This is a genomic window from Kribbella yunnanensis (genome assembly GCF_039529655.1).
In the GTDB taxonomy this organism is placed as follows: Bacteria; Actinomycetota; Actinomycetes; order Propionibacteriales; family Kribbellaceae; genus Kribbella; species Kribbella yunnanensis.
The window spans coordinates 188,201-213,915 of sequence record NZ_BAAANF010000020.1 but is presented as its reverse complement, the minus strand read 5'-3'; the positions used below and the strand labels follow the sequence as shown (position 1 = coordinate 213,915).

Sequence of the window (25,715 nt, the reverse complement as noted above, 5' to 3'; positions counted from 1 at the left end):
GGCAACTTCTGTTAGAGTGGCAGTACGGTCACATCGACAGGCGAGGCGCCATGGAAATCCGCTCGGCACGCAACCTCGGCGCTGCGGTGCGCGACGCACGCCGTCGGCAGGGTCTGACCCAGCAAGAGTTGGCGCGCCGGGCGGGAGTCTCCCGGGAGTGGCTCGTCCGGCTCGAAAAGGGTCATGCGCGGCTGGAGTTGCAACTGGTTCTGAACACGCTCGCGGCTGTCGGCCTTGTCCTCGAGGTCAGCGATGACGATCCGGCCGCCGCCGACCCGACCACCGCCGCGTGGACCGAGGTCTTCAGCACCCTCGCCGAAGGCCCCGCGGGCCCGTCCGGCTTCCCCCCCGCTGTCCCTGTCGATGCCCAAGGCGGAAAGAACTCATCCCAACAAGAGAGTTCTTGCCTTCATCGCCGGTCTGCTACCTGACAGCGAGCCTGCGCTCCAGCGGCTCGGCCGGAAGTACGGTGTCTCCGCGAACAACCCGTTCGCCTTGCTAGGGCATATCGGCCGCGACGCAGCGGGCGCCGTACAGGTGCTGCCGATGACATCGGATTGCGACGACGCGGCCGGCCGGCAGGGCGAGATCGAGTGGCTCAGCGACAAGGACGTCGACCGAACCCTCACCGACCTCGCCCGGAGTCCGGAGAGCTGGGACCCGGGCCGGAACGCAGGCCGGTGGAGTCTTGCCGGCGCCCAGAGCAAGATCGCCTTGTTTCGTTCACCGGAAGGACGTTGGGGAGTGCCGTGCGACTCGACCCCGACGACGCACATTCTCAAACCTTCGATGCCACGATTTGCGGGGCATCACCTCAACGAGCACCTGTGTCTGCGGGCAGCACAACTCTGCGGACTGCCCGCCGCGGACACCGAACTGCTGACCACCGATCGCTACGAGGTGCTCGTCGCGCGGCGGTACGACCGCATACTCGACAAGAGTGGCCGCTGGCGACGGTTGCATCAAGAGGACCTGTGCCAGGCACTCTCTGTTCCACCGGGCAAGAAGTACCAATCCGACGGCGGTCCAGGCATTGCACAGATCGGGCAATTGCTCACCACCAGCGGTCTGCCCGCGTCGCAACACAGCAACCTTCGCACCTTCTTCGACTATCTCGTCTACAACGTCGCCATTGCAGCGACGGATGCACACGCGAAGAACTTCTCCGTCCTGCTGGGCCCGCGCGACGTCAGGTTGGCACCGTTGTACGACGTTGCGTCCCACCTGCCGTACGACCAGGAGTCGCGACTGCAGTCCGCGATGAAGATCGGCGAGCACTGGGACATGGTCAGCGTCACCGAGAAGGATTGGGCAGCCGTCGGCACTCGCTTGGGCATCACCCGCGACGAGGCGGTCGCCCGCGCTCGAACTCTCCGAACGAAAATCCCGCTGGCCTTTGCAACGGCCGCGAGCGAGCCGGGGATTCCCGACTCACTGCGTGACCAGGCCCAGCGGATCGCCGAGTTGATCGGCGGTTAGCGGATCCAGGCGGTGGTGTCGGGTGGGAGTTGGCCGTTGTCGAGGGGGGTGCTGGTGAGGAGGAGGTCCTGGTACGGCGGGAGGTCGATCGGGTCGGGGGTGAGATTGGTGATGCTGGTGAGGGACTCGCGGTGGAAGGACAGGACGCCGGGCCGAGACTCCAGCCAGGTGAGGGATCCGTCGCCCAGGTGGTGGCGGCGGAGGGTTAGGGCGTTGCGGTAGAGGGCGAGCATGGAGTTTTGGTCGGCTTGCTGGGACTCGACTGTGAGGTTCTTCCAGTCGGGGGGTTGGGGGAGCCAGGGGGTTGCGGTGCCGAAGCCGAAGGGGGGTTCTTTGGCGGACCAAGGGAGCGGGACTCGGCAGCCGTCGCGGCCTCGGTCGGTGCCGTTGGAGCGGGCGAAGATGGGGTCCTGCAACAACTCGTCGGGCAGGTCCTCGACCTCGGGTAGGCCTAGTTCTTCGCCTTGGTAAACGTAGACGGCGCCGGGGAGGGCCATGGCCAGGAGGGCGGCGGCTCGGGCTCGGCGTTCGCCTAGGGCTAGGTCGGTGTGCATGCCGTGTTTGCGGTCTTGGTGGGAGAACGACGTGTCGGGGCGGCCGTACTTGGTGACGGGGCGGGTTACGTCGTGGTTGGAGAGGACCCAGGTGGGTGGGGCGCCGATGGGGATGTGGGTGGCGAGGGTGAGGTCGATCGAGGCGCGGAGTTCGGCGGCTTCCCAGGGGCGGGAGAGGAAGTCGAAGTTGAAGGCGGTGTGCATCTCGTCGGGGCGGAGGTAGAGGGCGAAGCGTTCCTGATCGGGCATCCACATTTCGCCGACGAGGAAGCGGCCGTCGTACGAGTCGGTGATGCGGCGCCATTCGCGGTACACGTCGTGGACCTCGTCGTGGTCGGTGTAGGACTCCTCGACGCTGTCCAGGTCCTTGAACAGTACGGCGGCGCTGTCGATCCGGATGCCGTCGACGCCGCGGTCCAGCCAGAACCGGAGGATGTCGTGGAACTCCTCGACCACCTCGGGGTTGCGCCAGTTGAAGTCTGGTTGCTCGGGGGCGAACAGGTGCAGGTACCACTCCCCGTCCGGGACCTGCGTCCACGCCGGGCCGGCGAAGATCGACTGCCAGTCGTTGGGTGGCTGATCGCCGCGGCCTTCCCGAAAGATGAAGCGCTCGCGCTCGGGTGATCCCGGGCCGGCCTGCAGGGCTTGGACGAACCAGTCCTGCTGGTCGGAGCCGTGGTTCGGGACGATGTCGATGATGGTGCGGATGTTCAGCGCGTGGGCCTCGGCGATGTACGCCTCGGCCTCGGCCAGCGTGCCGAATGCGGGATCGATCGCGCGGTAGTCGGCGACGTCGTACCCGCCGTCGGCCATCGGGGACGGGTACCAGGGGTTGAGCCAGATCGCGTCGACGCCGAGCTCGGCCAGGTACGGCAGCCGCGCGCGCAGACCGGCGAGGTCGCCGATCCCGTCACCGTTGCCGTCGGCAAAGCTGCGCAGGTAGACCTGGTAGATCGCTGCGCCACGCCACCATTCGTCGGCCATCGAAGCTCCTTATCCTTTGAGGGAACCGGCCGTGAGGCCGGCCATGATGCTGCGCTGGAACACGAAGAAAACCAGGATGGTCGGCAGGCTGGCGATCACCAGCGACGCGATCAGGACGTTCTGCGGCATCTGCGCGGACAGCGACGCGATGCCGACGCTGATCGACATCTTGTCAGTCTCCGGCAGTACCAGCAGCGGCCAGACGAAGTCCTTCCAGACCGTCACCACGGACAGGATCGAGACCACGCCGAGGATCGGCCGCGACACCGGCAGCACGATCGACCAGAGGATCCGCATCGGTGACGCGCCGTCGATCTCGGCCGCCTCGAGCAGTTCCTTCGGGATCGAGTCGAAGAACCGCTTGAGCAGGAACACGAAGAACCCGTTCGCTGCCGCCGGCAACCAAATCGCCCAGGGGGTGTTGAGCAGATCGAGGTGCAGGATCGGCAGATCCTTGGCCACCAGGTACGTCGGCAGCAAGAGCACCATCGGCGGGATCATCAACGTGGCCAGCATCAGCGCGAGAACCACCTTGCCGAACATCGGCCGGAGTTTCGACAACGCGTACGCCGCCGTGACGTCGACTGCCAACGTGAACAGCCACGCACCGCCGGCGTACAAGGCGGTGTTCTTCAGGAAGACACCGAGCTGCAGCTGGTTCCAGGCCTCGACGTACACGCCGAAATCGAAATTCGACGGGAAGAAGCTTGGTGGGATCTGCGCCAGCTCGTCGGGTGACTTCAGCGCGCCGGTGATCATCCAGTACAGCGGGAAGACGAACGCGCCGGTGAAACCGACCACGGTGATCGTCAACACGGACCAATAGAGCACGCGTCCGCGTGAGGTCTGCAGAGCGAGCGGGGACACCAGGGTTCTCATCGCTCCGCCTCCCGGGAGATGCGCAGGTAGATCGCGGAGAACACCATCAGCACGATCATCAGCATCAGGCCGAGTGCGCTACCGCCGCCGAAGTCACCGAAGTTGAAGGCGTACTGGTACATCAGGTAGGCGACCGTGACGGTCGCGTTCTCCGGACCGCCGCCGGTGAGCAGGTACGGCTCGATGAAGACCTGCATGGTGGCGACGACCTGCAGGAGCAGCATCACCAAGAGAATCAGCTTGGTCTGCGGGATCGTCACGTGCCAGACCCGCCGGAACAGCCCGGCTCCGTCGAGTTCGGCGGACTCGTAGAGATCACCAGGGATGCTCTGCAACGCGGCCAGGTAGATGAGAGTGCCGGTGCCGAGGTTCATCCAGGTCGACACGAGCACGAGGCTGATGAGCGCCGTACTGGTTGAGTCCAGCCAGCTCAGTGCCGGCAGACCGACTGCCCCCAGCACCTGGTTGAACAGGCCGGCTCCCGGGTCGTAGAACCACTTGAACAGGAGTACGGCGACCGCCGGCGGCAGCATCACCGGCAGGTAGACGACGAAGCGCAGATACGCCTTCGCGTGCTTGAGTTCGTTGAGCACGACCGCGAGCACGAACGGTACGGCGTACCCGACGACCAGCGCGAGTCCGCTGAACACCGCGGTGTTCAGCCAAGCCTGCCGGAACGCCGGATCCTCGATGACGGTGCGGAAGTTGTCGAACCCGACCCACTTCCCCGGGTCCACGAAGTTGTTCTCCTGGAAGCTGAGAATCACTTCCCGGATCATCGGATACCAGGAGAACAAGGCGAAACAGATCAGTGCACCGCAGAGAAACCCGTACGCCGTGAGGTTCCGCCCGATGCTTCGTTTCAGGGCACCGTGGTCATCAGGGCGCGGGCCCGCCGCCCTCAGAGGCTGAGGACGGCGTACCCGCTCTTGGGTGACAGTCATTACGTGTCCTTCGCCAGGATCTTGTTGGCCTTGGACTCGGCGTCGCTGAGCAGCTTGTCGATATCGGCGTCCTGACGAGTCAGTACGGCGGACATCGCGACGTCGAGGACGGCGTACAGCTCCTGGGCCTTCGGCGGCTCGAGCTTGTTGGTGATCGTGGACTGCGCGGTCACGTACGGCGTGAAGTGGTCGACCGGGACCGTGGCGAACTGCTTGCGCAGGGCAACGATTTCCTTCCCGGCGGCCGAGTCGCCGTACAGGTCCGGGATCGGCAGACCGACCGGGCGGCCCTGTTCCTTGGCGCGGGCGTAGTTGAACTGACCCTGACCCGGCGTGAGCTCGTGGAACTCCAGCCAGAGCAGACCGGCCTTGATCTTCTCCGGCGACGCCTTCGGGTTGAACATGTAGCCGTCGCCACCGCTCAGCGACGACTTGCCCTCGGACTCCGGTACGGCGGTCACTCCGTAGTCCTCGAACTTGCCCTGGAAGTCGTTGTTCACCGACTGCACGACGTCCGGGGCGCCGATCATCATGCCGAGCTTGCCCGAACCCATCATGCGCATCAGGTCCTCCCATTGCAGCAACTGCTTACTGCCCATGGAGTTGTCGTTCCAGCGCATCGTCTTCAGGTTCTCGAGAACCGCCTTGCCCTCGGGGCTGTTGAACGCGGCAGTCTTGCCGTCGTCGCCGACCATCGAACCGCCGCGGGCGTACAGCGACGCGGCGAAGTGCCAGCCGCCGGTGTTGCCTGCGGAGTACTCACCGAAGCCGACGTACCCGGCGCCGAGGCCGGCGATCTTCTTGGCCGCGGCCTGTACGTCGGCCCACGTCTTCGGCGGGCTGTCCGGGTCGAGCCCGGCCTGGGTGAACAGCTTGCGGTTGTAGACCAGGCCCATGTTGTAGTTGTTGCGCGGCAGTCCGTAGGTCTTGTCCTCGGACTTGAAGACACCCTGGACATCGGGGCGCAACTCCTTGGCGGCTTTGACGTCCCCGACGTACTGGCTGATGTCGGCGGCCTGACGGGCCTTGATGATCTTCTGGACGTCGGTGTAGTAGACGTAGAACACGTCCTCCTGGGTGCCGCCGGCCAGCTTCGCCTGGAAGGTGTCCGGGTTGATACAGGGGAACGCGTCCTTGCTCTCGATGGTGATGTTCGGGTGCAGTTTCTGGAACGCGGCGACGTCGGCGTCCCAGCCCTCCCGCTCCTTCGGATTGCTCTTCGGTGGCTGACAGCCGACCGTGATCGTGACCGGTCCGCCGGAGCCTTGGGCCCCCGGCTTGTCGTCCCCCGAGCCGCAGGACACGGCCCCCAGCCCGAGTCCCGCCACCAGCAGCAGGCTGAGCCCGCGGCGCCTTGTCGTCATGTTGAACCCTCTCCCTCGACTCTGCGCCACACCGTAGGGTTGTCGACACATGAACGCAATACTTCAAGAGAAGATTGCAAAAAGGTGACTAGAGAGCGCCTGGACGTGCGAACGCCCCGTCCACCTGGGGTGAACGGGGCGCTACTGGCAGTGAGAGCTAGGTGCGGGCGCGGGCAGTGGAAGCCCGTACGACGAGCTCCGGCTCGAAGAGGAGTTCGTCGGCCGCGACGGCGGCTCGCTCGATCAGCGCCATCAGCATCTCGACGGCCGCCCGGCCCATCGCGTCGATGGGCTGCCGGACGGTGGTCAGTGGCGGGTCGGTGCAGTTCATCATCGCGGAGTCGTCGTACCCGATCACCGAGACATCGCCGGGTACGTCGAGACCAGCCCGCCGTACGGCGCGGATGACGCCGAGCGCGAGGATGTCGCTGGCGCAGACGATGCCGGTGACGCCGGCCGCGACCAGCCGGCTGCCCGCGGCATGACCGCCCTCGAGCGAGAACATCGTGTGCTCGACCAGCTTCGGATCTGCCTCGTCGGAGGCGAGGAACGCGGCCAGTTTGCGCCGCGACGGGATGTGGTCGCGCGGGCCGAGAACCATGCCGATCCGCTGATGTCCCAGCGTGCGCAGGTGTCCGATCGCCATCTCTGCGGCGACCGTGTCGTCGGTCGAGACCTGCGGGAAGCCGAGGTGGTCGACCGCCGCGTTCACCAGGACAGTCGGGAGCTTCCGCTCCTGGATCAGCTCGTAATGACCGTGCGGCGCATCCGCCTGCGAGTAGAACCCACCGGCGAACACCACCCCGGAGACCTGCTGCTGCAGGAGCAGGTCGACGTAGTCCGCCTCGGACACCCCACCGACCGTGCGGGTGCAGAGCAAGGACGTGAAACCTTGCTGCGCCAGCGCTCCCCCGACGACCTCGGCGAACGCCGGAAAGATCGGGTTCTGCAACTCCGGCAAAACCAGCCCGACCAGCCGGGCCCGGTCACCGCGCAGCTGGGTCGGACGCTCATAACCCAGTACGTCGAGCGCCGTGAGCACCGCTTCCCGGGTCGCCTCGGACACTCCGGGCTTGCCGTTCAGCACCCGGCTCACGGTGGCCTCGCTGACGCCGACCTTCTTGGCCACCTCTGCAAGTCGTCGTGTCATGACGCAAACTCTACGCCCGATCACGCAATTTCTTGCAACGACTTGCGCTCGATGGAACCGACTGTCTGAGAGGTCAGGTTGCTGACAGACTGGGCTCGTGCCTCGCTTCGTCGCCACCCGTCCGGACACCGGTCTGCTGTCACTCCCGTGGGACGTCCCGCTGGAGGACTGGCCCGAGGAGCAGCTGGTCGCGCTGCCCCGCGGTATCTCGCGGCACGTGGTCCGGTTCGTCCGGGTCAACGGCACGGTCTACGCGATCAAGGAGGTGCTCGAGCACCTCGCGCTGCACGAGTACCGGCTGCTCCGCGACCTGGAGCGCCTCGAGTCACCCTCGGTCGAACCGGTCGGCGTCATCACCGACCGCATCGATCGTGACGGTGAGCCGATCGACTCGATCCTGATCACCCGGCACCTGCAGTTCTCACTCCCGTACCGCGCTCTGTTCTCCAGCACGCTGCGCCCGGACACCGTGAACCGGCTGATCGACGCCCTGGTCGCGCTGATCGTCCGACTGCACCTACTCGGCTTCTTCTGGGGCGACTGCTCGCTGTCCAACACGCTGTTCCGCCGGGACGCGGGCGCGTTCGCGGCGTACCTGGTGGATGCCGAGACCGGTGAGCTGCACCAGGAGATCTCCAGCGGCCAGCGCGCACACGACCTCTACACCGCCGAGATCAACCTCTTCGGCGAGCTGCTCGACCTGCAGGAGGGCGGTCTGCTCGACGAGTCACTCGACCCGCAGGAGATCGTGCAGACGATCCAGGACCGGTACGAAGCACTCTGGGCGGAGCTGACCGCACCCGAGGAGTTCGCCACCGACGAGATGCACCGGCTGGACTCGCGGATCCGGCGGCTCAACGAGCTCGGCTTCGACGTCGCCGAGATCGACATCATCACCGACTGGGACGGCAGCCAGGTCCGCATCCAGCCGAAGGTCGTGGACGCCGGCCACCACACCCGCCGCCTGATCCGCCTCACCGGCCTCGACGTCGAAGAGAACCAGGCCCGCCGCCTACTCAACGACCTCGACTCGTACGCCGCCTCCACCGACCAGCAGAACGAGGACGAGGAGATCGTCGCCCACGAGTGGCTGACCGACGTCTTCGAACCGGTCGTCCGCCTGGTACCGCGCGACCTGAAGCGCAAACTCGAACCCGCCGAGGTCTTCCACGAGGTCCTCGAACACCGCTGGTTCCTCTCCGAGGAGGCCGGCCACGAGGTAGACACCATGGAGGCCGCCCGCTCGTACGTCGAGGACGTCCTGAGCTCCAAGCCCGACGAAAAGCTCGCCCTACCGACCGCACCGGACAATCCCTAAGCGTCTACCAGCAGCATGCTCGGGAGCGGCCGCCCTGCCTGATATCTGGCAGACTTGCCACATATCAGGCAGATCTGCCAGAATTTTGGCACCTGAGGAAGGCGGCCGCATGCTCCTACAAGATCCGTTCGGCGTCATCCACACAGCCGCAGACGGGCGAATCCTGCAGGTGCTCGCTCGCGCGGATACCTGGTTCGGTATTGCTCAGGTGTGGGAGCTGTCGAACATCAGCAGCCGGGACCAGGTGCGTCGAGCCCTCGCCCGGCTGGCGGCGGACGGCATCCTCGACGAGGAGCGCGTTGCGTCGATGTACCGGTACCGCCTCAATCAGGAGCATCTCCTGGCCGGACCTCTCCAGGAGATCTCCACGACACGCGAGCGGTTCCTCGGGCAACTCACGTCGACCTTGGGTTCGTGGCCGGATTTGGTCTATGCGGCCTTGTTCGGCTCGGCAGCCCGGAACGACATGCGCCCAGGCAGCGACGTCGACATCTTCCTGGTGCGATCCGACGACGCACTCTTCAGGGACATCACCGACGAGGCCTGGGACGAACGCGTCCTGGCGCTGGAATATCACGTCTCACGGTGGACCGGGAATTCGTCCAACGTGCTCCACCTCCGTGAGTCAGAGGTCCGGGTCGCGGGGGACATCGACGCGCTCGCCAACGTCCGAAGGGAAGGTATCCCGTTGGTCGGCGACAAGGTGTGGCTCGTGAAGGCGTTGCACCACGGCGGGTCCACAGGATGAGCGGCCGCACAAATCGATGCAGCGCCGCCGATCGGCGTGGCCGAATGCGCGTGGCCGAGCAGTTCCACACGGCAGCAGGACTCATTGAGGAGTTCACCGGAGACCCGGCCGAGGACACGATCAACAATGCGTACGTAACCCTGTGCGTCCACGCCGGCATCGCGTCCGCAGACGTGATCTGCTGCGCTCGATTGGGCGAGTACTCACGGGGAGAGGACCACAAAGAGGCTGTCGCACTCCTGTCCAGGGTCGACAAATCCCTGGGCACGGTTCTTGCCAGACTCCTGGCGCTCAAGACGCCGGCTGGATACCAGCCACGGACGGTATCCCGGCAGCATGTGACTACCGCCGGTCGGCAGGCGGACCAGCTGATCGCCGCTGCACGTGCTGCTGGCTGACGAGCTCGGCGGGACAACTTCACCCTAGCCATGCAACATCCCGCGCCTGCCCTGCGTGCAGTCAGATGGGAGGTGCCGGATGGAGGGGCCTGAGTTCGATGACTGGGTTGCGCAGCGGGGTGCGGCGTTGTTGCGGTTTGCGTACTTGGTGACGCGGGACCACAGTCGCGCGGAAGAGGCAGTGCAGGACGCGCTGATCTCGGCGTACCCACGCTGGAAGCGGATCAGCCGGGATGGCGATCCGGAAGCCTATGTACGGCGTTCGATCGTGAACGCCGATATCTCGCGCTGGCGGAAGTTCTTTCGCCGGGAGACGGTCTCGGAAGAGGCGGTGGTTGGCAGCGCCCCGGATCACGCGGTTGCGCACGCCGACGCCGACGCGATCTGGGCGCTGTGCGCCACCCTCCCCACCAAGCAGCGAGCAGCCGTGGTGCTCCGGTACTACGAAGACCTGCCGGACGGCGACATCGCAGTCATCCTCGACTGTTCGCCCGCCACCGTCCGCTCCCAGATCCACCGCGCGCTGGCCACCCTGCGCGCCACTGTCTCCGAGGAGGTCGACAACTGATGGACGCATCCGAGCAGCGCATTGCAGACAGCCTGACCAGGCACGCCGCCGACGCCCCGTCGGACCACGACCTCCTGTCGACGGTCCACACCCGCCTCCGCCGCCGCCGTACCGGCCAGGTCGTCGGCACCGCCGTACTGGCGATTGCAGTCGTCGCCACCGGCATCACCGCGGCCCAGTCGACCCACACTGAGCCGCAGCCCGCACCCCAGCCCGTGCCACCTGCACAGGCCGGCTGGCGATGGGAGTCGTACAAAACCGCGCAGATCCAGGTACCCGAGGTCTGGCAGCAGCACATCGCGGGCCCGGCCCCCTGCGCATTCATGCAGAAGGGCAAGGCTCTGGTTGGCCGGTTCTACGACTGGCTGCCGCGCGACCAGTACACGTGCTCGAACGCCGTGATGCCGTTGTCGTCACGCCAGCCGTACGTCTGGTTCGACGACGTGCAGGCGCCAGGCGTCAAGCAGTACGACGGCGGGTGGTCGGAGGAAACACGCTTGGTCGGCGGCACCAAGGTGAGCGTGCTCGCTCCGAACGAGCAACTGCGGCGCGAAATCCTCGATACCGCCCGGCCGATCACCAGCACCGACGTCTATGGATGCACACCGACCGATACCCGCCCGGCCGGCGGCACTCCGAGCCGGGACGTGGACGGTGCGGAGATCTGCCAGTACGCACGGGGCTCGCTGATCGCCGGGACCCATCTTCCGCCGCGACAGGCAGGGCAGCTCGCCCTGGGGCTCACCAAGCGACCGACCGATTGCGACCCCAGCGGCGAGCAACGCTCCTACGTGATCACGCTGCACTCCGGAGCCGATAGCTTCACCGTCCGACGGCAGGAGCGCCCCTGTGTGTTGAGCACACCGCTCGGCCTCGACTTCCTGCGGGATGGCGCGCTCGGGCCGTACGACCCGAGCGCGTTGTTCGACCCCGCCGGTCCGGTGACTCCACCGGTCCGTTAGCTCACCGTGTGCGGTACACCCTGATGTAGTCGACGTCGAAGGAGTTGGGGAAGCGGGTGGTGGCGTCGGGTGGGCCGCCGCGGTCGGCGTTCGCCCACGTTCCGCTGTTCAGTACGACGTACATGGCCTTGCTCGGTACTTGCGCACCGGTGAGCGTGTAGGTCGGTTTGCCGTCGGTGTAGAAGGTGAGTTGGCCGGGCTTCCACAGGACGCCGTACTTGTGCCACCCCGTGGTTGGCGCGGTGCCGGCGGTCCACTTGCTGTCCCAGCGGACGTCCGGCCAGGTGCCGGAGGCCAGGCCGGTGTGCATGCTCGGCATGCCGGCGAACCACTCCGCCACGTCGATCTCCGGCGGCCAGCTGCGGTCCTGCGGGATCAGCCAGAAGGCCGGCCACAAGCCCTTGCCGGCCGGGAACTTCGCGCAGATCTCCCAGTAGCCGTAGGACTGGAAGAACTTGTCGTGCGACGAGATGAAGCCTTCGGTGTACTGGTAGGTGCCGGCCGGGTCCGTGCCGACGACGGGCTTGTTGTCTGCGACGAGTCGCAACCGGCCGTCGGAGAGGACGACGTTCTGGTCGACGGCATAACTTCCGTACGACGAGTTGTGGTAGTGACCGCCCGCCCGGCCGGGGAAGTCCATCACCGTGCTCCATCGACGGGTGTCCAGGGACCTGCCGCCGAACTCGTCGCTCCACGTCAGTGGCAGCCCTCGGGCCGGTGGCGAGGTCGCCGTCGAACAAGTCGCGCCGTACCGGGCGGTGCCGGTGGCCGATGGCGTGTCAGTTGCTGACGGCAACTGAGTCGGCGTGGCCGCCGCGCTGAGTGAGCCGGCCGCGAGCAGTAGACCGGCCACGCCGATCGACCAGGTGCGCAGTCGTGTTCCCATCTGGTGCCTCCTCATCCCTTGATTCCCGAAGTCGCGAAACCGCTGACGAAACGGCGCTGCATCACCATGAACAGGACGAGCACCGGCAGCACGTACAGGACGGCGCCGGCCGCGACGAGGTTGTTCATCGGCAGGCCCTTGTCGTTGACGTAACCGGTGGCCATCGCCACCGCGAGGGTCGTGCTGTCCTGGTTCAGGAACATCGCCGGCCCGACGAAGTCACCCCAGGCATGGGTGAAGGAGAGGATCACGCTGGCCGCGATCACCGGCCAGGACTGCGGCAGGAAGATCCGCCAGAAGATCCCGACGTACCCGCAGCCGTCGACGATCGCGGCCTCCTCCATCTCTCGCGGGATACCGGCGAAGAACTGCCGGAACAGGAAGATCAGGAACGCACTGCCACCGAGCCCCCAGGCCACCCACGGCCAGTAGGTGTTGACCAGGTGCAGCTTCGCGAAGATCAGGTACGTCGGAACCAGCGTGACGATCCCCGGCAGCATCATCGTCGCCAGCAGTACGACGAACAGCTGCTTCTTGCCCGGCGCGGTCAGCCGGGCGAACCCGAACCCGACCCAGGCCGAGCTCAGCGTCGTCAACGTGGTGGAGATGAACGCGATGGTCAGCGAGTTCCGCGCGGCACCGAGGAAGTTCACGCTGTTGACCGCCTCGGTGTAGTTCTCGAACCGCGGTGCGGACGGCCACCAGGTCGGCGGGAACGACGCCATCTCGGCCGGCGACTTCAGCGAGCTCGACACCAGCCAGAAGATCGGGCTGATCAGCACGAGGACGACGGCCAGCGCCGTGATGGACAGCGCCCACCGGTAGGTCCGGGTCATTTCGTCCCCTCCGGCTCGACGGTGTAGAAGACGGTCCGGGCGCTCACCTTGATGATCAGCAGCGTGACGAGCAGGATCACCGCGAACAGCATCCACAGCATCGCCGACGCATAGCCGAACCGGGACGCGCTGAAGTACTGCGCGAACACGTGGATCATGTACATGTAGTTGCCCTGGGGAACCGTCCCGGCGCCGCTCAGCGAGCCCGACGACAGCAGCAACGGCGCGAACGACTGCAGTGAGCCGATCACTCCGGTGATCACCTGGAAGAGGATCACCGGTGACAGCAGTGGGACGGTGATCCGTGTGAAGGACTTCCAAGGCGACGCCCCGTCGACCCTTGCCGCTTCGAGCAGCTCACGTGGGATGTCCTGCAACCCCGCCAGCGAGATGATCATCGATCCGCCGCAACCCCACAACACCAGCGCATACAGGACGTAGCGGGCATTCGGATCCACCAGCCAGGTGATCGGATTCCCGCCGACAGTGCTCAGGATGCCGTTCGCCGCCCCGGCATCCCGGTCGAAGATCAGCCGGAAGGTCAACGCGGCGCCCACCGGCGGGACCACGGCCGGCAGGTAGATCAGCGCCCGGTACAGCCCTCTGGCCCGGATCGGCTGGTTCACCAGCACCGCGAGCAGCAGGCCGGCGAAGATCGACAGCGGCACGGTGATGAGCGCGAACACACCGGTCTTGCCCAGTGAGCTCAGCGTCAGCGGGTCGTTGAAGATCTCGACGTAGTTCTCGAACCCGACGAAGTGAGTCTTGGGCGACAGACCGTCGGAGTCGGTCAGGCTGAGCCAGAACGCATAGCCGAGGGGGAACACGGTGAGCGCGACGAACCCGATGACCCACGGCGCGACGAACAGGTAGAACGTCCGCGCCTTCCGGTACGACGATCTCACCGCAAGCGCTTCTTTCCATCCGCGAGTTGCGCGTTGATCTGGCCGTTCAGGCTGTCGGCGAACTGCGCCGGCGAGACGGTCCCCTTGATCGCCTTGGGCAGCTCCCGGCTGATCACGCCGTCGATCGCGTCCAGTCGCACGTACGGCGTGAAGGTCATCACCGAGAAGTACTTCTGCTCGGCCATCTGGACCTGGTACGCCTCCTTCTGGAACGGCTGCGTCTGCGGCATCAGCTTCTGCAGCGACTTGAGCGGCGGGATGCCCCAGCCGCCGGCCGCGCGGGTCTTGGCAGGGTCACCGGCGAGGAACCACTCCATCACCTGCCAGGCGGCGTCCTTGTTCTTGCCGGCCTTCGGCATCCACAGCCCGGTGGCGCCGTAGCAGGGACTGATCCGGTGCTCGGTGCCGAACTGCGGCGCCGGCAGCAGGTGGGCGAGTTTCGCGTTCTTCGCGTCGCTGCCGAACAGGCCGCCGAACCAGTAGCCGTCGGTCGCGATCGCCATCCGGCCGGCCTGGAAGGTCGGACCGTCCCACCCGTTCGGATCGGGATTCAGTACGGTCGGGCCGATCCCGGCTTTGGCGTAGTCGAGGTACCAGGTGATCGCGCGCAACGCCTCCGGACTGGTCAGGTCGACGGACCCGAGGTCGTCGGCGAGCACCTTGCCGCCGGCCGAGGCCGTCATCCCGCAGAGCGTGATGAACACACTCAGACCGTTCGCGTTCAGTCCGTACGCGCTCACCTTGGCGCCCTGGCGCCTGGTCAGCCGCTTGCCGAGGTCGAGCAGCTCGTCGAACGACAACGGCTCGGCGGACGTCGGATGCGCGACCTTGGCCGCGTCGAACAGCGCCGAGTTGTACCAGAGCATGGCGTCCTGCGAGTAGTCCTTCGCGAACCCGTACCGCGGTCCGGTGCCCTGCTTCTGACCGTCGAACCGCCACAGGTCGTTCACCGGGTCGATGTCGTCGGCTTTGATCAGCGTGCTCTTCGCGAAGTAGGGATCGAGGTCCTCGGCCACCTGGCGGGCGGCCAGGTAGGCGGTGTCGGTCGCGCCCATCCCGCGGACCACGTCCGGCGGGTTGCCGCTGGCAAGCATCGCGGTCAGTTTGGTCAGGTCGTACTCGACCGTCTTCACCGTGATGCCGAGCGCCTGCCCGGCCGCCTTGGCCTCCTTCGGGCCGAACTCGCCCGCCTGGGACATCACCGTCACGACCCCTTGCTTGGCGGCCGAGCCGGACGCAGCGGTGACCGGGGTCTTCGTGGAGGACGCCGGCGCGCAGCCGACCGCCAGTGCGCTGCCCGCGGCCGCACCGCTCAGGGCCAGGAATCGGCGGCGGGACAGCCCTGGGTTCGCTGTGGTCATGACCAACCTCTCAGTCTGAAATCTGTGGATCGAAGAGCCGGCAGACCGGGCCGGAGGAGGGGCCGGCCCGGTCTGCGAGGACTTCGCTGTCGTCTTCGGGGCGGTAGCCCAGCTCGTGCCGGGCCGAGCTGATGTCCCAGTGGGCGCGAGTGTTCGCGGAGACGCCGAAGTGCACGCCGTACCGCTCGGTGGATCGCAGGGCCGCGAGCACGAGCCGGCCGGCGTCGTCGTCGGACAGCCACTGGCCGAGGTAACGCCGCTCGGTCAGCGGCCAGCCGGTCAGGCCGAGCCGCAGACAGGTGACGGAGGCGCCGGTCCGCTCCGCGGTAGTCCTGCCCAGTGCCTCGAGCACGACCTTGCCGAGCCCGTACGGACAGCACGGGCGCGGGTCGAGCCGTGGATCGACAGGCCAGTGCGCGGGCCGGTTGTACTCCCCCATGACGTGCAGCGAACTGGCCAGCACCAGCTTCGGTACGGCGTGTGCCGCCGCGGCCTCGAGGACGACCTGAGTCGTGCGCACGTTGGCGGCGTACACGCTGTCCCAGGTCTGCCAGGGGCTGCTGTTCGCCGCCAGGTGCAAGATCGCGTCGGCTCCCGCAAACGCCCGGTACGCCGCATCGGGATCGCCGATGTCGGCCTGGACCACGTCGTCGTGCGGATGGGTCGGCCTGGCTCGGTCGACCAGGCGGAGCCGGTAGTGCTTGCGCAACCACGGCCGCAGCACCGTCGCCACGCGCCCCAGCCCACCGGTGACCACCACCAGCGGCATCAGGTCGTCCCTCGCTGCGTCCATGCGAAATTGTTCGAGCATCTCGCGATCTGTGTCAAGAGTGTGAACACAGAATGTCAGTTTTGTTGACGCCGCTCCGCCGTTTCGTCGATAATCGACCTCGTGGCTACGAAGGACACGGGATCACTGCGAGCGCTGCGGCGTACCAACTCCGAGCGGATGCTGTCCGCCCTGATGGAGCACGGGGCGCTGCACCGGGCCGAGCTGGCGCGCATCTGCGGCCTGTCCCGGACGACCGTGTCGACGATCGTGGCCGACCTGATCACCGGCGGCGTGGTGATCGAGGTGGTCGGCGACCAGGTGGCCCGCGCCGGCATCGACGCGTCGGAGGTGGACGGGCGGGCGCGTGGTTTCCTGCAGGCCAACCCCCGCGCGGGGACGGCCGGCGGCCTGGACTTCACCCTCGAACGTGTCTGGTGCCATCTGACCGACCTGTCCGGTGCGACGGTCGCCAGCCAGGGCGCGACCGCGGCCCGGGACACCCCCTGGCAGGAGCGGCTCACCGCCGGTCTCGCGCTGCTCGACGAGTTGCTCAGCCAGGCAGGGGTCGATCGGGACAGCCTGGTCGGCGTCGCGATCGGTGTCCCCGGTCCGATCGACCTGCAGACCGGCGTGGTCGGTCCGTCGCTGCCCGGGCAGGCCTGGGCCGGGGTCAACGTGGCGGCCGAGTTCGCGCGGCACCTCGACGTACCGGTGCTCGTGGAGAACAACACCCGCCTGGAGGCGGTCGCGGAGTTCACCTGGGGAGCTGGGCGGGCGGCGCGCGACGTGCTGTACCTCGGGCTGTCCACCGGGATCGGATCGGGATTACTTGTCGACGGCAACCTTCATCTGGGTGGCGCGCGCGGTGGTGGCGGCGAGATCGGCCACTTGTCGGCGGATTCGAGCGGTGCGCCCTGTCCCTGCGGGAACCGCGGCTGCCTGGTGCAGTTCGCGTCGTTGAACGCCGTGCTCGCGGCGCTGGCGCCGGTGCTCGGCGAGGACGCCGGGCTGGACGAGTTGCTCGCGGCCGCTGCGGACGGCCGGCCTGAGACGGTGGAGGTGCTGCGCACCGCCGGAGAGATGACCGGGCGGGTCCTGGCGAACATCTGCAACCTGCTCAACCCGGAGCGGATCATCGTCGGCGGTGAGCTCGCCCGGGCCGGCGAGCTGGTGCTCGAGCCGATCCGGGCCACCCTGCGCCGGACCGCGATGGCGCTCACCCGTGATGTCGAGGTCGTCGCCGCTGAGCTCGACCTGGGCGCCCGAGCCGGCGCATCCGGGGCGGCCGCCCTGGTGCTGCGCCAGACCGATCAGCTGGTCTCCGCTCTCTTGGCAACTCCGGATCAACAAACAGCGGGTGAGGCAGTGTGAAGATCGTCGGGTACGAGACCTTCTTGGTGGCGCCGCGGTGGCAGTTCCTGCGGATCGACACCGACGAAGGGATCAGCGGCTGGGGCGAGCCGATCGTCGAGGGGCGCGCGGAGGCCGTCCAGGGTGCGGTGACGGCCTTGATGGAGTACCTCGTCGGCCAGGATCCGTTGCGGATCGAGGAGCACTGGCAGGTGATGGCGAAGGGCGGCTTCTATCGGGGCGGGCCGGTGCTGTCGAGTGCGCTGGCGGGAATCGACCAGGCGTTGTGGGACATCAAAGGCAGGTACCACGAGGTCCCGGTGCATGAGCTGCTCGGTGGTCCGGTGCGTGAGCGGGTGCGCGTCTACACCTGGGTGCACGGCCGCGACAACGCTCAGCATGTCGAGGACGCTCAGGCCAAGGTGGCCAAGGGGTTCACCGCCATCAAGCTCAACCTGTCCGAGGCGCTGCCCCCGATTCCGTCACCCGCGCAGTTGCACGCGGCGGTGAGTCGCGTCGAGGCGCTGCGGGCTGCCTTGGGCGACGGGATCGACATCGCTCTCGATTTCCACGGGCGCTTCAGTACGGCGGCCACGCGCCAGATCCTGCCGTTGCTCGAGCCGCTGTTGCCGATGTTCGTCGAGGAGCCGTTGCTGCCCGAGTTCGCACGGGACCTGCGCCGGGTCACCGAGTCGACCAGCATCCCGATCGCGACCGGCGAGCGCCTCTACTCCCGGTGGGATTTCCGCGATGTGTTGCCGACCGGCATCGCGGTCGCCCAGCCGGACATCTCGCACGCGGGCGGGATCTCCGAGGTGCGCCGGATCGCCGCGATGGCCGAGGCGTACGACGTGGCCGTCGCACCGCACTGTCCGCTGGGTCCGATCACGCTTGCCGCGAGCCTGCAGATCGACCTGGCCATCCCGAACTTCCTCATCCAGGAGCAGAGCCTCGGCATCGAGTACGGCGGCGGCAACGCGCTGCTCGACTACCTGGTCGACCCAGACGTGTTCTCGTTCGCGGATGGACACGTGGAGCGCCCGACCGGACCCGGACTCGGCATCGAGGTCAACGAGGAAGTAGTCCGAGCCGCCGCCGCGGAAGGCCACAGCTGGCGCTCGCCGGTGCTGAGGCATGCCGACGGCTCGTTCGCCGAATGGTGAGCGCGGTCGCGGAGTGGCGAGCGCGCGGGGCTCACGTCACCTGGGAGGCATCCGGAGGGCGCCGTCCAGGCGGATGACTTCGCCGTTGAGGAGTTGGTTGTCGAGGATGTGGGCGACCAGGGCGGCGTACTCCGACGGGCGGCCGAGGCGGGAGGGGTGCGGGACCTGCTGTTCCAGGACCTCGCGGGTTTCCTCCGGGAGGCCGGCGAGCATGGGGGTTTCCATGGTTCCGGGAGCCACGGTGACGACGCGGATGCCCTTGTCGGCGAGGTCTCGGGCGGCGGTCAGGGTGAGGCCGACGATGCCGCCCTTGCTGGCTGCGTACGCCGCTTGGCCGACCTGACCGTCGTACGCGGCGATCGAGGCGGTCATCACGACGACACCGCGGTCACCGTCGTCGGTGGGGTCCAGCGCGATCATTCGCTCGGCGGCCAGGCGGAGCACGTTGAAGGTGCCGATCAGGTTGACCTCGATCACCTGGCGGAAGGTTGCCAGCGGCAACGGACCCTTGCGGCCGACGACGCGGCCGGGGGTGGCGATACCGGCGCAGGTGACGACGACGCGGAGGTTGCCGAGCTCGGCCGCGGCATCGAGCGCGGCGGCCACCGCGGCCTCGTCAGTCACGTCGGCCGGTGCGAAGACGACTCGGTCACCGAGCTCGTCGGCAACCGCCTTGCCGGCGGACGACGGGAGGTCGACGATGACTACCCCGAGCCCGTCCGCGGCCAACCGCCGTACGGTCGCTTCTCCGAGGCCGGAACCGCCGCCGGTGACGAGGGCGACATCGGACGGGCTGAACTTCATGAAACGCTCCTCAGCAGGTCGCGGCTGATGACGAGCCGCTGGATCTGGTTGGTGCCTTCGAAGATCTGGGTCACCTTCGCCTCGCGCATGTAGCGCTCGGCCGGGAACTCCCGCGTGTAACCGTAGCCGCCGAGGACCTGGACGGCGTCGGTCGTGACCTTCATCGCGGCGTCGGTGCAGACCAGCTTGGCGATCGCGGCCTGCTGGCTGAAGGGGCGACCGAGGTCGCGGCGGCGCGCGGCCTGCAGGTACGTCGCGCGGCCGGACTCGACCGCGGCGGCCATGTCGGCGAGCAGGAACTGGACGCCCTGGAAATCCGCGATCGCGTGCCCGAACTGCTGACGCTCCTTCGCGTACGACGCCGCGACCTCGAGCGCGGCCTGAGCCAGCCCGATCGCGGTCGCCGCGATCCCGAGCCGGCCGGAGTCGAGCGCGGACAACGCGATCCGCATGCCGTCACCCTCGGCGCCGATCAGGTTCTCGGCCGGGATCCGGACCTGGTCGAAGTTGACCAGGGTCGTCGTCGAACCGGTCAGACCCATCTTGCGCTCGGGCGCGCCGAAGCTCAGTCCTTCGGCCGGCGCGGGCACGTGGAAGGCGGAAATACCGTGCTTCGGGTCGGCCGACGTACGGGCGAAGGTGGTGTAGAAGTCGGCGTGCGAACCGTGGGTGATCCAGGACTTGGTCCCGGTGAGCACGTAGGAGTCGCCATCGCGGACTGCCTTGGTCGTCATCCCGCTGATGTCGGAACCGGCCTGCGGCTCGGACAGCGCGTAGGCGCCGAGCAGCTCGCCGCCAACCATGCCGGGCAGGAGCCGCTGCTTCTGCTCGTCGGTCCCGAAGTTGGCCATCGCGTAGCTGGTCATCGTGTGCACGGAGACGCCGACCCCGACCGACATCCAGGCGGACGCGATCTCCTCGAGCATCTGCAGGTAGACCTCGTACGGCTGCTCGGCGCCGCCGTACTGCTCCGGGTAGGGCAGGCCGAGCAGGCCGGCCTTGCCGAGCGTGCGGAACGCGTCCCGCGGGAACGACTCGACCTCCTCCGCCTTGGCGGCGTACGGCGCGAGCTCGTGCTCGCACAGGTCGCGGACGAGCGCGAGCAGGTCAGTGGATTCTTCGGTCGGCAACAGGCGATCGACGCTCATCAGGCACCCCTCCCCGGGTCTGCTGAAATGATACCAGCGATGATACTGACGGCCATACTTCAGTATCGTTCTATGCTGTCTCGTTATGACGACAGTCGTGCCGGGGCGCCGCACTCGCAGGCAGAGCGAACTGCTCGACCGCCTCCTGTCCCTGTTCCTCGAACAGGGCTTCAGCCGGTTCACCCTGGACGACCTCGCCGCCGAGCTGCGCTGCAGCAAGACGACCCTGTACGCGCTCGCGCCGAGCAAGGAACAGCTCGCCGTCGAGGTGGTCAAGCACTACTTCAAGAACGCCACCGCCCAGGTCGAGTCCGCGGTCGCCCGGCAGACCCGGCACGACCGCCGGATCGCGGCGTACCTGAACGCCGTCGCCGACGCGCTGCGGCCGGCCAGCCGGACGTTCCTGGACGATGTCGCGACATTCGCGCCGGCTCGCTCGGTCTACGAGCGGAACACCCGGATCGCCGCCGACCGCGTGCGGACGCTGATCGAGGACGGGATCAACAGCAAGACCTTCCGGCAGGTCGACATCGCGTTCGCCGCCGAGATGATCGCGCACACCATGCAGGCCATCCAGCGCGGCGACATCGCCCGCCGTACCGGCCTGAACGACGCCGAGGCGTATCGCGAACTGGCGTCGTTCGTGCTGCATTCTCTCCGCTTGGATTGAGCCAGTAGGTTCTGCGCATGGAACTCAGGCTGGGGCCGTTGCTGCGGTACGTCGATGAGACGCGGGCGACCGTCTGGGTGGAGACCTCCTCGCCGTGTGCTGTGGAGGTGCTCGGGCATACCGCGCAGACGTGGTCGGTGCATGGGCATCACTACGCGCTGGTGGTGATCGAAGGACTGTCGCCGGACAGCTCGACGCCGTACGACGTTCGACTGGATGGCACGCCGGTCTGGCCGCTCGACGGGTTTGCGCCCAGTGTGATCCGGACTCCGCGGGCGGACGGTACCTTCCGGATGACGTTCGGGTCGTGCCGGCGGTCGGCGCCGTTCTCATCCGAGGCTTTCGAGAGGTTCGGCCCGGATGCGCTGGTAGCGCTGGCGGGTGTTGAGGAGTTGCCGGACGCGCTGCTGCTGCTCGGCGACCAGGTGTATGCCGACGAGCCATCGGATGCAGTCCGGCAGCGGCTGCGGAATGCGCACGGCGGGCGGCAGGGGTCCGAGGTGGCCGACGAGATCGGGAACTTCGAGGAGTACACCTGGCTGTACGACGACGCGTGGCTGAACCCGGCGGTGCGCTGGCTGTTCTCGACCGTGCCGCTGTGCATGCTGCTCGACGACCACGACCTGCGCGACGACTGGAACACCTCACTGACGTGGCGTCGCTGGGTCACCGCGCAACCGTGGTGGCGGGACCGCGTGGTCGGCGCCTACGCGTCGTACTGGGTCTATCAGCACTTGGGGAACCTGTCGCCGGAACAGCTCGAACAGGACGCGACATACCGGGCCATGCTGACACTCACTGATGACGAGGAGCGGTCGGCGTACCTGGACAGTTTTGCGTGGGCTGCGGACGACGACCCGGCCTCGACGCGCTGGAGCTTCTACCGCGACTTCGGTACGGCGGCGCGCGGGGTGCGGCTGGTGGCGATCGACTCGCGGTGTTCGCGGCATCTGGAACCGGGCGAGCGAGCCATGGTCGATGCGCACGAGTGGGCGTGGGTGCGGAAGGTGGTGCTCGAGGCGGGGCGGCCGATTCACCATTTGCTGCTGGCATCGACGCTGCCGTTCCTCCTGGCGCCAGGGCTGCATCACTTGGAGGGCTGGGACGAGGCGATCTCGTCTGGGGCGTGGGGACGGCGGGGCGCGCTGTTGGGTGAGCGGATTCGGCAGGGGATGGACCTGGAGCACTGGGCGTCGTTCCGGAAGTCGTTCGACGATGTGACGTCGTTGTTGAGTGCAGTGGTGAGTGGTGAAGATCCGCCGGCGTCGATCTTGATGCTGTCGGGTGATGTGCACTGCAGCTACATCGCTGAGGCTTCGCTGCGGGAGGTCGAGCATCCGGGGACAGCGATCCGGCAGCTGACGATGTCGCCGTTCCGGAACCCGGTACCTAAGCATGTGCGGTGGGCGAATCATCTGCTGGATGCGCGGTGGATGACGTGGTTGCTGCATCGGCTCGCGCGGTCGGCCGGCGTACGGGATGTGGCGGCGGACTGGCGGCTCGCGCACGGGCCTTGGTTCGAGAACGGTGCGATGACGGTGACGTTGTCGGGCGAGAGCAGGGCGGTTGAGGTATCACATGCTCTTCTGTCTGGTGACGAGCAGCTACTGGAGAACACTCTGCGTTACCCTGTGTCCAGCGCCTGACCGGGGCGGTGGGGTGGGGAAGGTATTTGAGCCGTCCGGTTGTTGCCACTCCGGTTAGGTGAGCCCCTCGTCATGGGAGGTTGATCGCATGAGATCTTCGACCATCCGCCGGAGTGCAGTGGCCCTCGCCGCAACTGCGCTCGTCGCCACCGCCGTCGTACCGGCCGCGGCAGATCCAGTGAAGCCGCCCCGGCTGTCCGCAGCCGCCATTTCGTCCGCGCTCGCGCGCGATGTGACCACGCCGGGTACCGCCTGGCAGACCGAACCCGACGGCACCGTTCTGGTGTCCTACGACTCGACAGTGACCGGCGACAAGCTGACCTCACTCACTGCGAAGACGCGCCGTCTCGGGGAGGGCGTGAAACTGGAGAAGCTGCCCGGGAAGCTGCAGAAGTACGCGACCGGTGGCGAGGGGACGTACGGCGGTGAGTACAAGTGTTCGGTCGGCTTCAACGTGTACCGCAAGGGGCGCTACTCGTTCCTGACCGCGGGACACTGCGGCAACGAGGCCTCGACCTGGTACGCCGACCCGGACCACCGGGTGAAGCTCGGCACGCTGCAGCACTCCAGCTACCCGTACAACGACTACGCGCTGGTGAACTACCCGGTGGGCATCAAGAAGCCGGGTGGCAGCGTGTACCTGTACAACGGGAAGTCGCAGGACATCACGCGGGCGACGACGCCAGCGTTCGGGACCTACGTCTATCGGTCTGGTGTGACGAGCGGTCTGCACAGCGGTCGGGTGCGCGGACTGAACGCGACCGTGAACTACGGCGACGGGCGGATCACCGGACTGATCCGGACCAGCGTCTGCGCCGAGCCGGGCGACTCCGGTGGTCCGCTGTTCAGCGGGCGCAGCGCCTACGGCCTGACCTCGGGTGGAACCGGTGACTGTAAGACACCGGGTGGCGTGACCTACTTCCAGCCGGTCACCGAAGCCCTCAAGGCGTACGGCGTCGTCGTGTACTGATTTTTGGCCGGAGCGTGCGGGAAATCCCTCACGCTCCGGATCCAGTTGAATACCCTGCGGTGATTGCGGGTAGGAGTGCTCACGGTTGAAGTCAAGGACGCACCCGCCCCGAGCGCGTCCTCATCGTGAGGAGGCTGAAACCGTGAACGTTTCTCCCATCCGCCGTACCACCGCGATCCTGGCCGCCGCCGGGCTCGCCGCCGCCGGACTGCTCGCCACCGGGCAGGCCTCGGCCGCACCCGCCGTACCGTCCCCGGCCGCGATCACGTCGGCGCTGAACAGCGACGCCCGGATCCCCGGCACCGCCTGGCAGACCAACCCCGACGGCCGCATCATCGTGTCGTACGACGACACCGTGACCGCGTCGAAGCTGTCGGCACTGACCCGCGTCACCGAGCGCTTCGGTAGCGCGGTCACCCTCGAGAAGATCCCCGGCAAACTCACCAAGTACATCGCCGGCGGCGACGCCATCTACGGCGGGCAGTACCGCTGCTCGCTCGGCTTCAACGTCCAGGACAACGCCGGCGCCTACTACTTCGTCACCGCCGGCCACTGCGGCAACATCGCCTCCAGCTGGTACGCCAACTCCGCCAAGACCACGCTGCTCGGCACCGTCACCGGTTCCAGCTTCCCGGGCAACGACTACGCCATCGTCAAGTACAGCACGTCGTACACGAACCACCCCGGCGTAGTGAACCTCTACAACGGCAGCACCCAGGACATCACCTCGGCTGCCAACGCCTCCGTCGGCCAAGCCGTCAAGCGCTCCGGCAGCACCACCGGCCTCCGCTCCGGCTCAGTCACCGGCACCAACGCCACCGTCAACTACGCCGAAGGCACCGTCACCGGCCTCATCCGCACCAACGTCTGCGCCCAAGGCGGCGACTCCGGCGGCGCCCTCTTCGCCGGCACCGTGGCCCTAGGCCTGACCTCCGGCGGCTCCGGCAACTGCACCTCCGGCGGCACCACCTACTTCCAGCCGGTCGTAGAGGTCCTCAACCGCTACGGAGTCCACGTCTACTAAGGACAAGACAGCAAGAACACAGAATCAAAAGAAAAGACAAGAACAAAAAGAACAGCAAAATAAGTTTAGAAACAAAGACAAAGATTTAAATTAGAGAGCTGCGGCCAGGTGGGTGCCCACCTGGCCGTCGGCTTTCATCGACCGGGCACAGCAGACTGGGCGGCTTCCAGAAGGCGGGTGGCCCAGTCGATGCTCTTGGTGGCATCGGCGGCGGAGACCGGGGTCGATTGGTACTGCGACTTGGACTTCAGTTTCAGCAGGCGCGAGAACGCCGTACTGGCCTCTCGTCCGACTGGGCCGAGCCACTAACTGGCTTTTTGGGTGAGGGTTCGGTGGGGGGTGGCGCCGGCGATGGGGACGGCGTCGCGGCGGAGTTCGTCGGCTAGGCGCTCGCCGCGTTCGACCAGGTCGGCGATTTCGGTGGCGCTGTACTCGACGACTTCGCAGGAGTTGCCGGACCAGGCGGTGGCGTGGGCTGAGAGTGCTTCCAGTTGATCCAGCCAGCAGGGGTCCGACTCGTCGACGGCATCGGGGCGGACGATCAGCAGGTCGAGGTCGCTGCCGACGTCACCCTCGGCGCGTGCAGTGGAACCGAACAGCCAGACCGCCTGCGCGGGCACCTTCCACGCCTTGACCTCGGCACGGATTCGATCGAGCAGTACGTCGCGGAGGCGCGCCAGACTGTGGATTGCCTCGTAGGCGACGTGCTGGCGGTTGAGGACGTAGAGCCGGGCGCGACCGGCCGGCTGGGCGATCACCACACCACTACTGACCAGATCGTCGAGAACCTTCTGCGCGCCACTGGCACTCCCGGGCACTCGCAGCAGGCCGG

At 67.1% G+C, this 25,715-nt stretch carries 26 protein-coding genes; 13 read left to right on the top strand and 13 right to left on the bottom strand.

The genetic code is table 11. From position 1 onward, the window contains the following. Positions 1 to 50: 50 nt before the first annotated feature. Both ABD231_RS31010 and ABD231_RS31005 read left to right on the top strand, forming a co-directional pair. A complete protein-coding gene (locus ABD231_RS31010; protein ID WP_344159746.1) occupies positions 51 to 431 on the top strand; it encodes a helix-turn-helix domain-containing protein in 381 nt (126 codons plus the stop codon). Next, positions 364 to 1,479 carry a type II toxin-antitoxin system HipA family toxin gene (locus ABD231_RS31005; RefSeq protein WP_344159744.1) on the top strand — a complete coding sequence of 372 codons (1,116 nt, stop codon included), beginning with the start codon at positions 364 to 366 and terminating at the stop codon, positions 1,477 to 1,479. The genes ABD231_RS31010 and ABD231_RS31005 overlap by 68 nt, the downstream gene beginning before the upstream one ends. Here ABD231_RS31005 and ABD231_RS31000 read toward each other — a convergent pair. From ABD231_RS31000 to ABD231_RS30980, 5 genes are all read right to left on the bottom strand, one after another. Beyond that, positions 1,476 to 3,017 (bottom strand): glycoside hydrolase family 13 protein, encoded by a 1,542-nt coding sequence (locus tag ABD231_RS31000; protein ID WP_344159741.1) that lies wholly within the window; start codon positions 3,015 to 3,017, stop codon positions 1,476 to 1,478. The two genes, ABD231_RS31005 and ABD231_RS31000, sit on opposite strands and share 4 nt — an antisense overlap. Before the next feature lie 9 nt (positions 3,018 to 3,026). Continuing rightward, the gene (locus tag ABD231_RS30995) at positions 3,027 to 3,896 is read right to left on the bottom strand and encodes a carbohydrate ABC transporter permease (protein WP_344159738.1); all 870 of its coding nucleotides are present in this window, start codon (positions 3,894 to 3,896) and stop codon (positions 3,027 to 3,029) included. Next, positions 3,893 to 4,675 carry a carbohydrate ABC transporter permease gene (locus tag ABD231_RS30990; RefSeq protein WP_344159735.1) on the bottom strand — a complete coding sequence of 261 codons (783 nt, stop codon included), beginning with the start codon at positions 4,673 to 4,675 and terminating at the stop codon, positions 3,893 to 3,895. Before ABD231_RS30990 ends, ABD231_RS30995 begins: the two co-directional genes overlap by 4 nt. Positions 4,676 to 4,839: 164 nt before the next feature. Beyond that, positions 4,840 to 6,204: an ABC transporter substrate-binding protein gene (locus ABD231_RS30985; protein WP_344159732.1), complete on the bottom strand. Its 1,365-nt coding sequence runs from the start codon at positions 6,202 to 6,204 to the stop codon at positions 4,840 to 4,842. Positions 6,205 to 6,361: 157 nt separating this feature from the next. Further along, complete coding sequence (locus ABD231_RS30980) at positions 6,362 to 7,354, bottom strand: LacI family DNA-binding transcriptional regulator (RefSeq protein ID WP_344159729.1); 993 nt, start codon at positions 7,352 to 7,354, stop codon at positions 6,362 to 6,364. A 97-nt stretch (positions 7,355 to 7,451) separates the two neighbouring features. On the opposite strand from ABD231_RS30980, the gene ABD231_RS30975 reads away from it, so the two are divergent. The 5 genes from ABD231_RS30975 (at position 7,452) to ABD231_RS30955 (ending at position 11,348) form a co-directional block, all read left to right on the top strand. Beyond that, positions 7,452 to 8,672 (top strand): DUF4032 domain-containing protein, encoded by a 1,221-nt coding sequence (locus ABD231_RS30975; protein ID WP_344159726.1) that lies wholly within the window; start codon positions 7,452 to 7,454, stop codon positions 8,670 to 8,672. Positions 8,673 to 8,781: 109 nt separating this feature from the next. Further along, positions 8,782 to 9,420, top strand: a complete 639-nt coding sequence (locus ABD231_RS30970) for a nucleotidyltransferase family protein (protein WP_344159723.1) — start codon at positions 8,782 to 8,784, stop codon at positions 9,418 to 9,420. Positions 9,421 to 9,470: 50 nt separating this feature from the next. Continuing rightward, on the top strand, positions 9,471 to 9,818 hold the full coding sequence (locus tag ABD231_RS30965) for a hypothetical protein (RefSeq protein ID WP_344159721.1): 348 nt from the start codon (positions 9,471 to 9,473) through the stop codon (positions 9,816 to 9,818). Between the two features lie 79 nt (positions 9,819 to 9,897). Further along, a complete protein-coding gene (locus ABD231_RS30960) occupies positions 9,898 to 10,386 on the top strand; it encodes a SigE family RNA polymerase sigma factor (protein ID WP_344159719.1) in 489 nt (162 codons plus the stop codon). After that, complete coding sequence (locus ABD231_RS30955; protein WP_344159716.1) at positions 10,386 to 11,348, top strand: hypothetical protein; 963 nt, start codon at positions 10,386 to 10,388, stop codon at positions 11,346 to 11,348. The genes ABD231_RS30960 and ABD231_RS30955 overlap by 1 nt, the downstream gene beginning before the upstream one ends. A 1-nt stretch (position 11,349) precedes the next feature. Here ABD231_RS30955 and ABD231_RS30950 read toward each other — a convergent pair whose 3' ends face one another. The 5 genes from ABD231_RS30950 to ABD231_RS30930 are packed head-to-tail and all read right to left on the bottom strand — an operon-like array spanning position 11,350 to position 16,129. After that, positions 11,350 to 12,234, bottom strand: a complete 885-nt coding sequence (locus ABD231_RS30950) for a glycoside hydrolase family 16 protein (RefSeq protein ID WP_344159713.1) — start codon at positions 12,232 to 12,234, stop codon at positions 11,350 to 11,352. Between the two features lie 11 nt (positions 12,235 to 12,245). Beyond that, complete coding sequence (locus ABD231_RS30945) at positions 12,246 to 13,070, bottom strand: carbohydrate ABC transporter permease (RefSeq protein WP_344159710.1); 825 nt, start codon at positions 13,068 to 13,070, stop codon at positions 12,246 to 12,248. Then, positions 13,067 to 13,975, bottom strand: coding sequence for a carbohydrate ABC transporter permease (locus ABD231_RS30940; protein ID WP_344159707.1), 909 nt, complete (start codon positions 13,973 to 13,975; stop codon positions 13,067 to 13,069). Before ABD231_RS30940 ends, ABD231_RS30945 begins: the two co-directional genes overlap by 4 nt. Next, on the bottom strand, positions 13,972 to 15,336 hold the full coding sequence (locus ABD231_RS30935; protein ID WP_344159704.1) for an extracellular solute-binding protein: 1,365 nt from the start codon (positions 15,334 to 15,336) through the stop codon (positions 13,972 to 13,974). Before ABD231_RS30935 ends, ABD231_RS30940 begins: the two co-directional genes overlap by 4 nt. Before the next feature lie 10 nt (positions 15,337 to 15,346). After that, positions 15,347 to 16,129, bottom strand: coding sequence for an NAD-dependent epimerase/dehydratase family protein (locus ABD231_RS30930; RefSeq protein WP_344159701.1), 783 nt, complete (start codon positions 16,127 to 16,129; stop codon positions 15,347 to 15,349). Between the two features lie 99 nt (positions 16,130 to 16,228). Between ABD231_RS30930 and ABD231_RS30925 the strand changes: the two genes are divergently transcribed. Together ABD231_RS30925 and dgoD are read left to right on the top strand one after the other, a co-directional pair. After that, positions 16,229 to 17,479, top strand: a complete 1,251-nt coding sequence (locus ABD231_RS30925; RefSeq protein ID WP_344159699.1) for an ROK family transcriptional regulator — start codon at positions 16,229 to 16,231, stop codon at positions 17,477 to 17,479. Further along, positions 17,476 to 18,621 carry a galactonate dehydratase gene (dgoD, locus tag ABD231_RS30920; RefSeq protein ID WP_344159696.1) on the top strand — a complete coding sequence of 382 codons (1,146 nt, stop codon included), beginning with the start codon at positions 17,476 to 17,478 and terminating at the stop codon, positions 18,619 to 18,621. The genes ABD231_RS30925 and dgoD overlap by 4 nt, the downstream gene beginning before the upstream one ends. 36 nt (positions 18,622 to 18,657) lie before the next feature. Here dgoD and ABD231_RS30915 read toward each other — a convergent pair whose 3' ends face one another. Together ABD231_RS30915 and ABD231_RS30910 are read right to left on the bottom strand one after the other, a co-directional pair. Beyond that, entirely contained in the window at positions 18,658 to 19,425 is a 768-nt protein-coding gene (locus ABD231_RS30915) for an SDR family NAD(P)-dependent oxidoreductase (RefSeq protein WP_344159694.1), read from the bottom strand. Beyond that, positions 19,422 to 20,573: an acyl-CoA dehydrogenase family protein gene (locus ABD231_RS30910; RefSeq protein ID WP_344159691.1), complete on the bottom strand. Its 1,152-nt coding sequence runs from the start codon at positions 20,571 to 20,573 to the stop codon at positions 19,422 to 19,424. The genes ABD231_RS30915 and ABD231_RS30910 overlap by 4 nt, the downstream gene beginning before the upstream one ends. Before the next feature lie 85 nt (positions 20,574 to 20,658). Here ABD231_RS30910 and ABD231_RS30905 point away from each other — a divergent pair, with 85 nt between their 5' ends. From ABD231_RS30905 to ABD231_RS30890, 4 genes are all read left to right on the top strand, one after another. After that, positions 20,659 to 21,243, top strand: coding sequence for a TetR/AcrR family transcriptional regulator (locus ABD231_RS30905; RefSeq protein WP_132409194.1), 585 nt, complete (start codon positions 20,659 to 20,661; stop codon positions 21,241 to 21,243). Between the two features lie 17 nt (positions 21,244 to 21,260). After that, complete coding sequence (locus tag ABD231_RS30900; protein WP_344159686.1) at positions 21,261 to 22,889, top strand: DUF7800 domain-containing protein; 1,629 nt, start codon at positions 21,261 to 21,263, stop codon at positions 22,887 to 22,889. An 88-nt stretch (positions 22,890 to 22,977) separates the two neighbouring features. Then, a complete protein-coding gene (locus ABD231_RS30895) occupies positions 22,978 to 23,859 on the top strand; it encodes a S1 family peptidase (protein WP_344159683.1) in 882 nt (293 codons plus the stop codon). A gap of 142 nt (positions 23,860 to 24,001) precedes the next feature. Then, positions 24,002 to 24,883: a S1 family peptidase gene (locus ABD231_RS30890; protein ID WP_344159680.1), complete on the top strand. Its 882-nt coding sequence runs from the start codon at positions 24,002 to 24,004 to the stop codon at positions 24,881 to 24,883. A 305-nt stretch (positions 24,884 to 25,188) separates the two neighbouring features. On the opposite strand, the gene ABD231_RS30885 is transcribed toward ABD231_RS30890, so the two are convergent. Further along, on the bottom strand, positions 25,189 to 25,715 hold a 527-nt coding region (locus ABD231_RS30885; RefSeq protein ID WP_344159677.1), incomplete at its 5' end, for a nucleotidyltransferase family protein.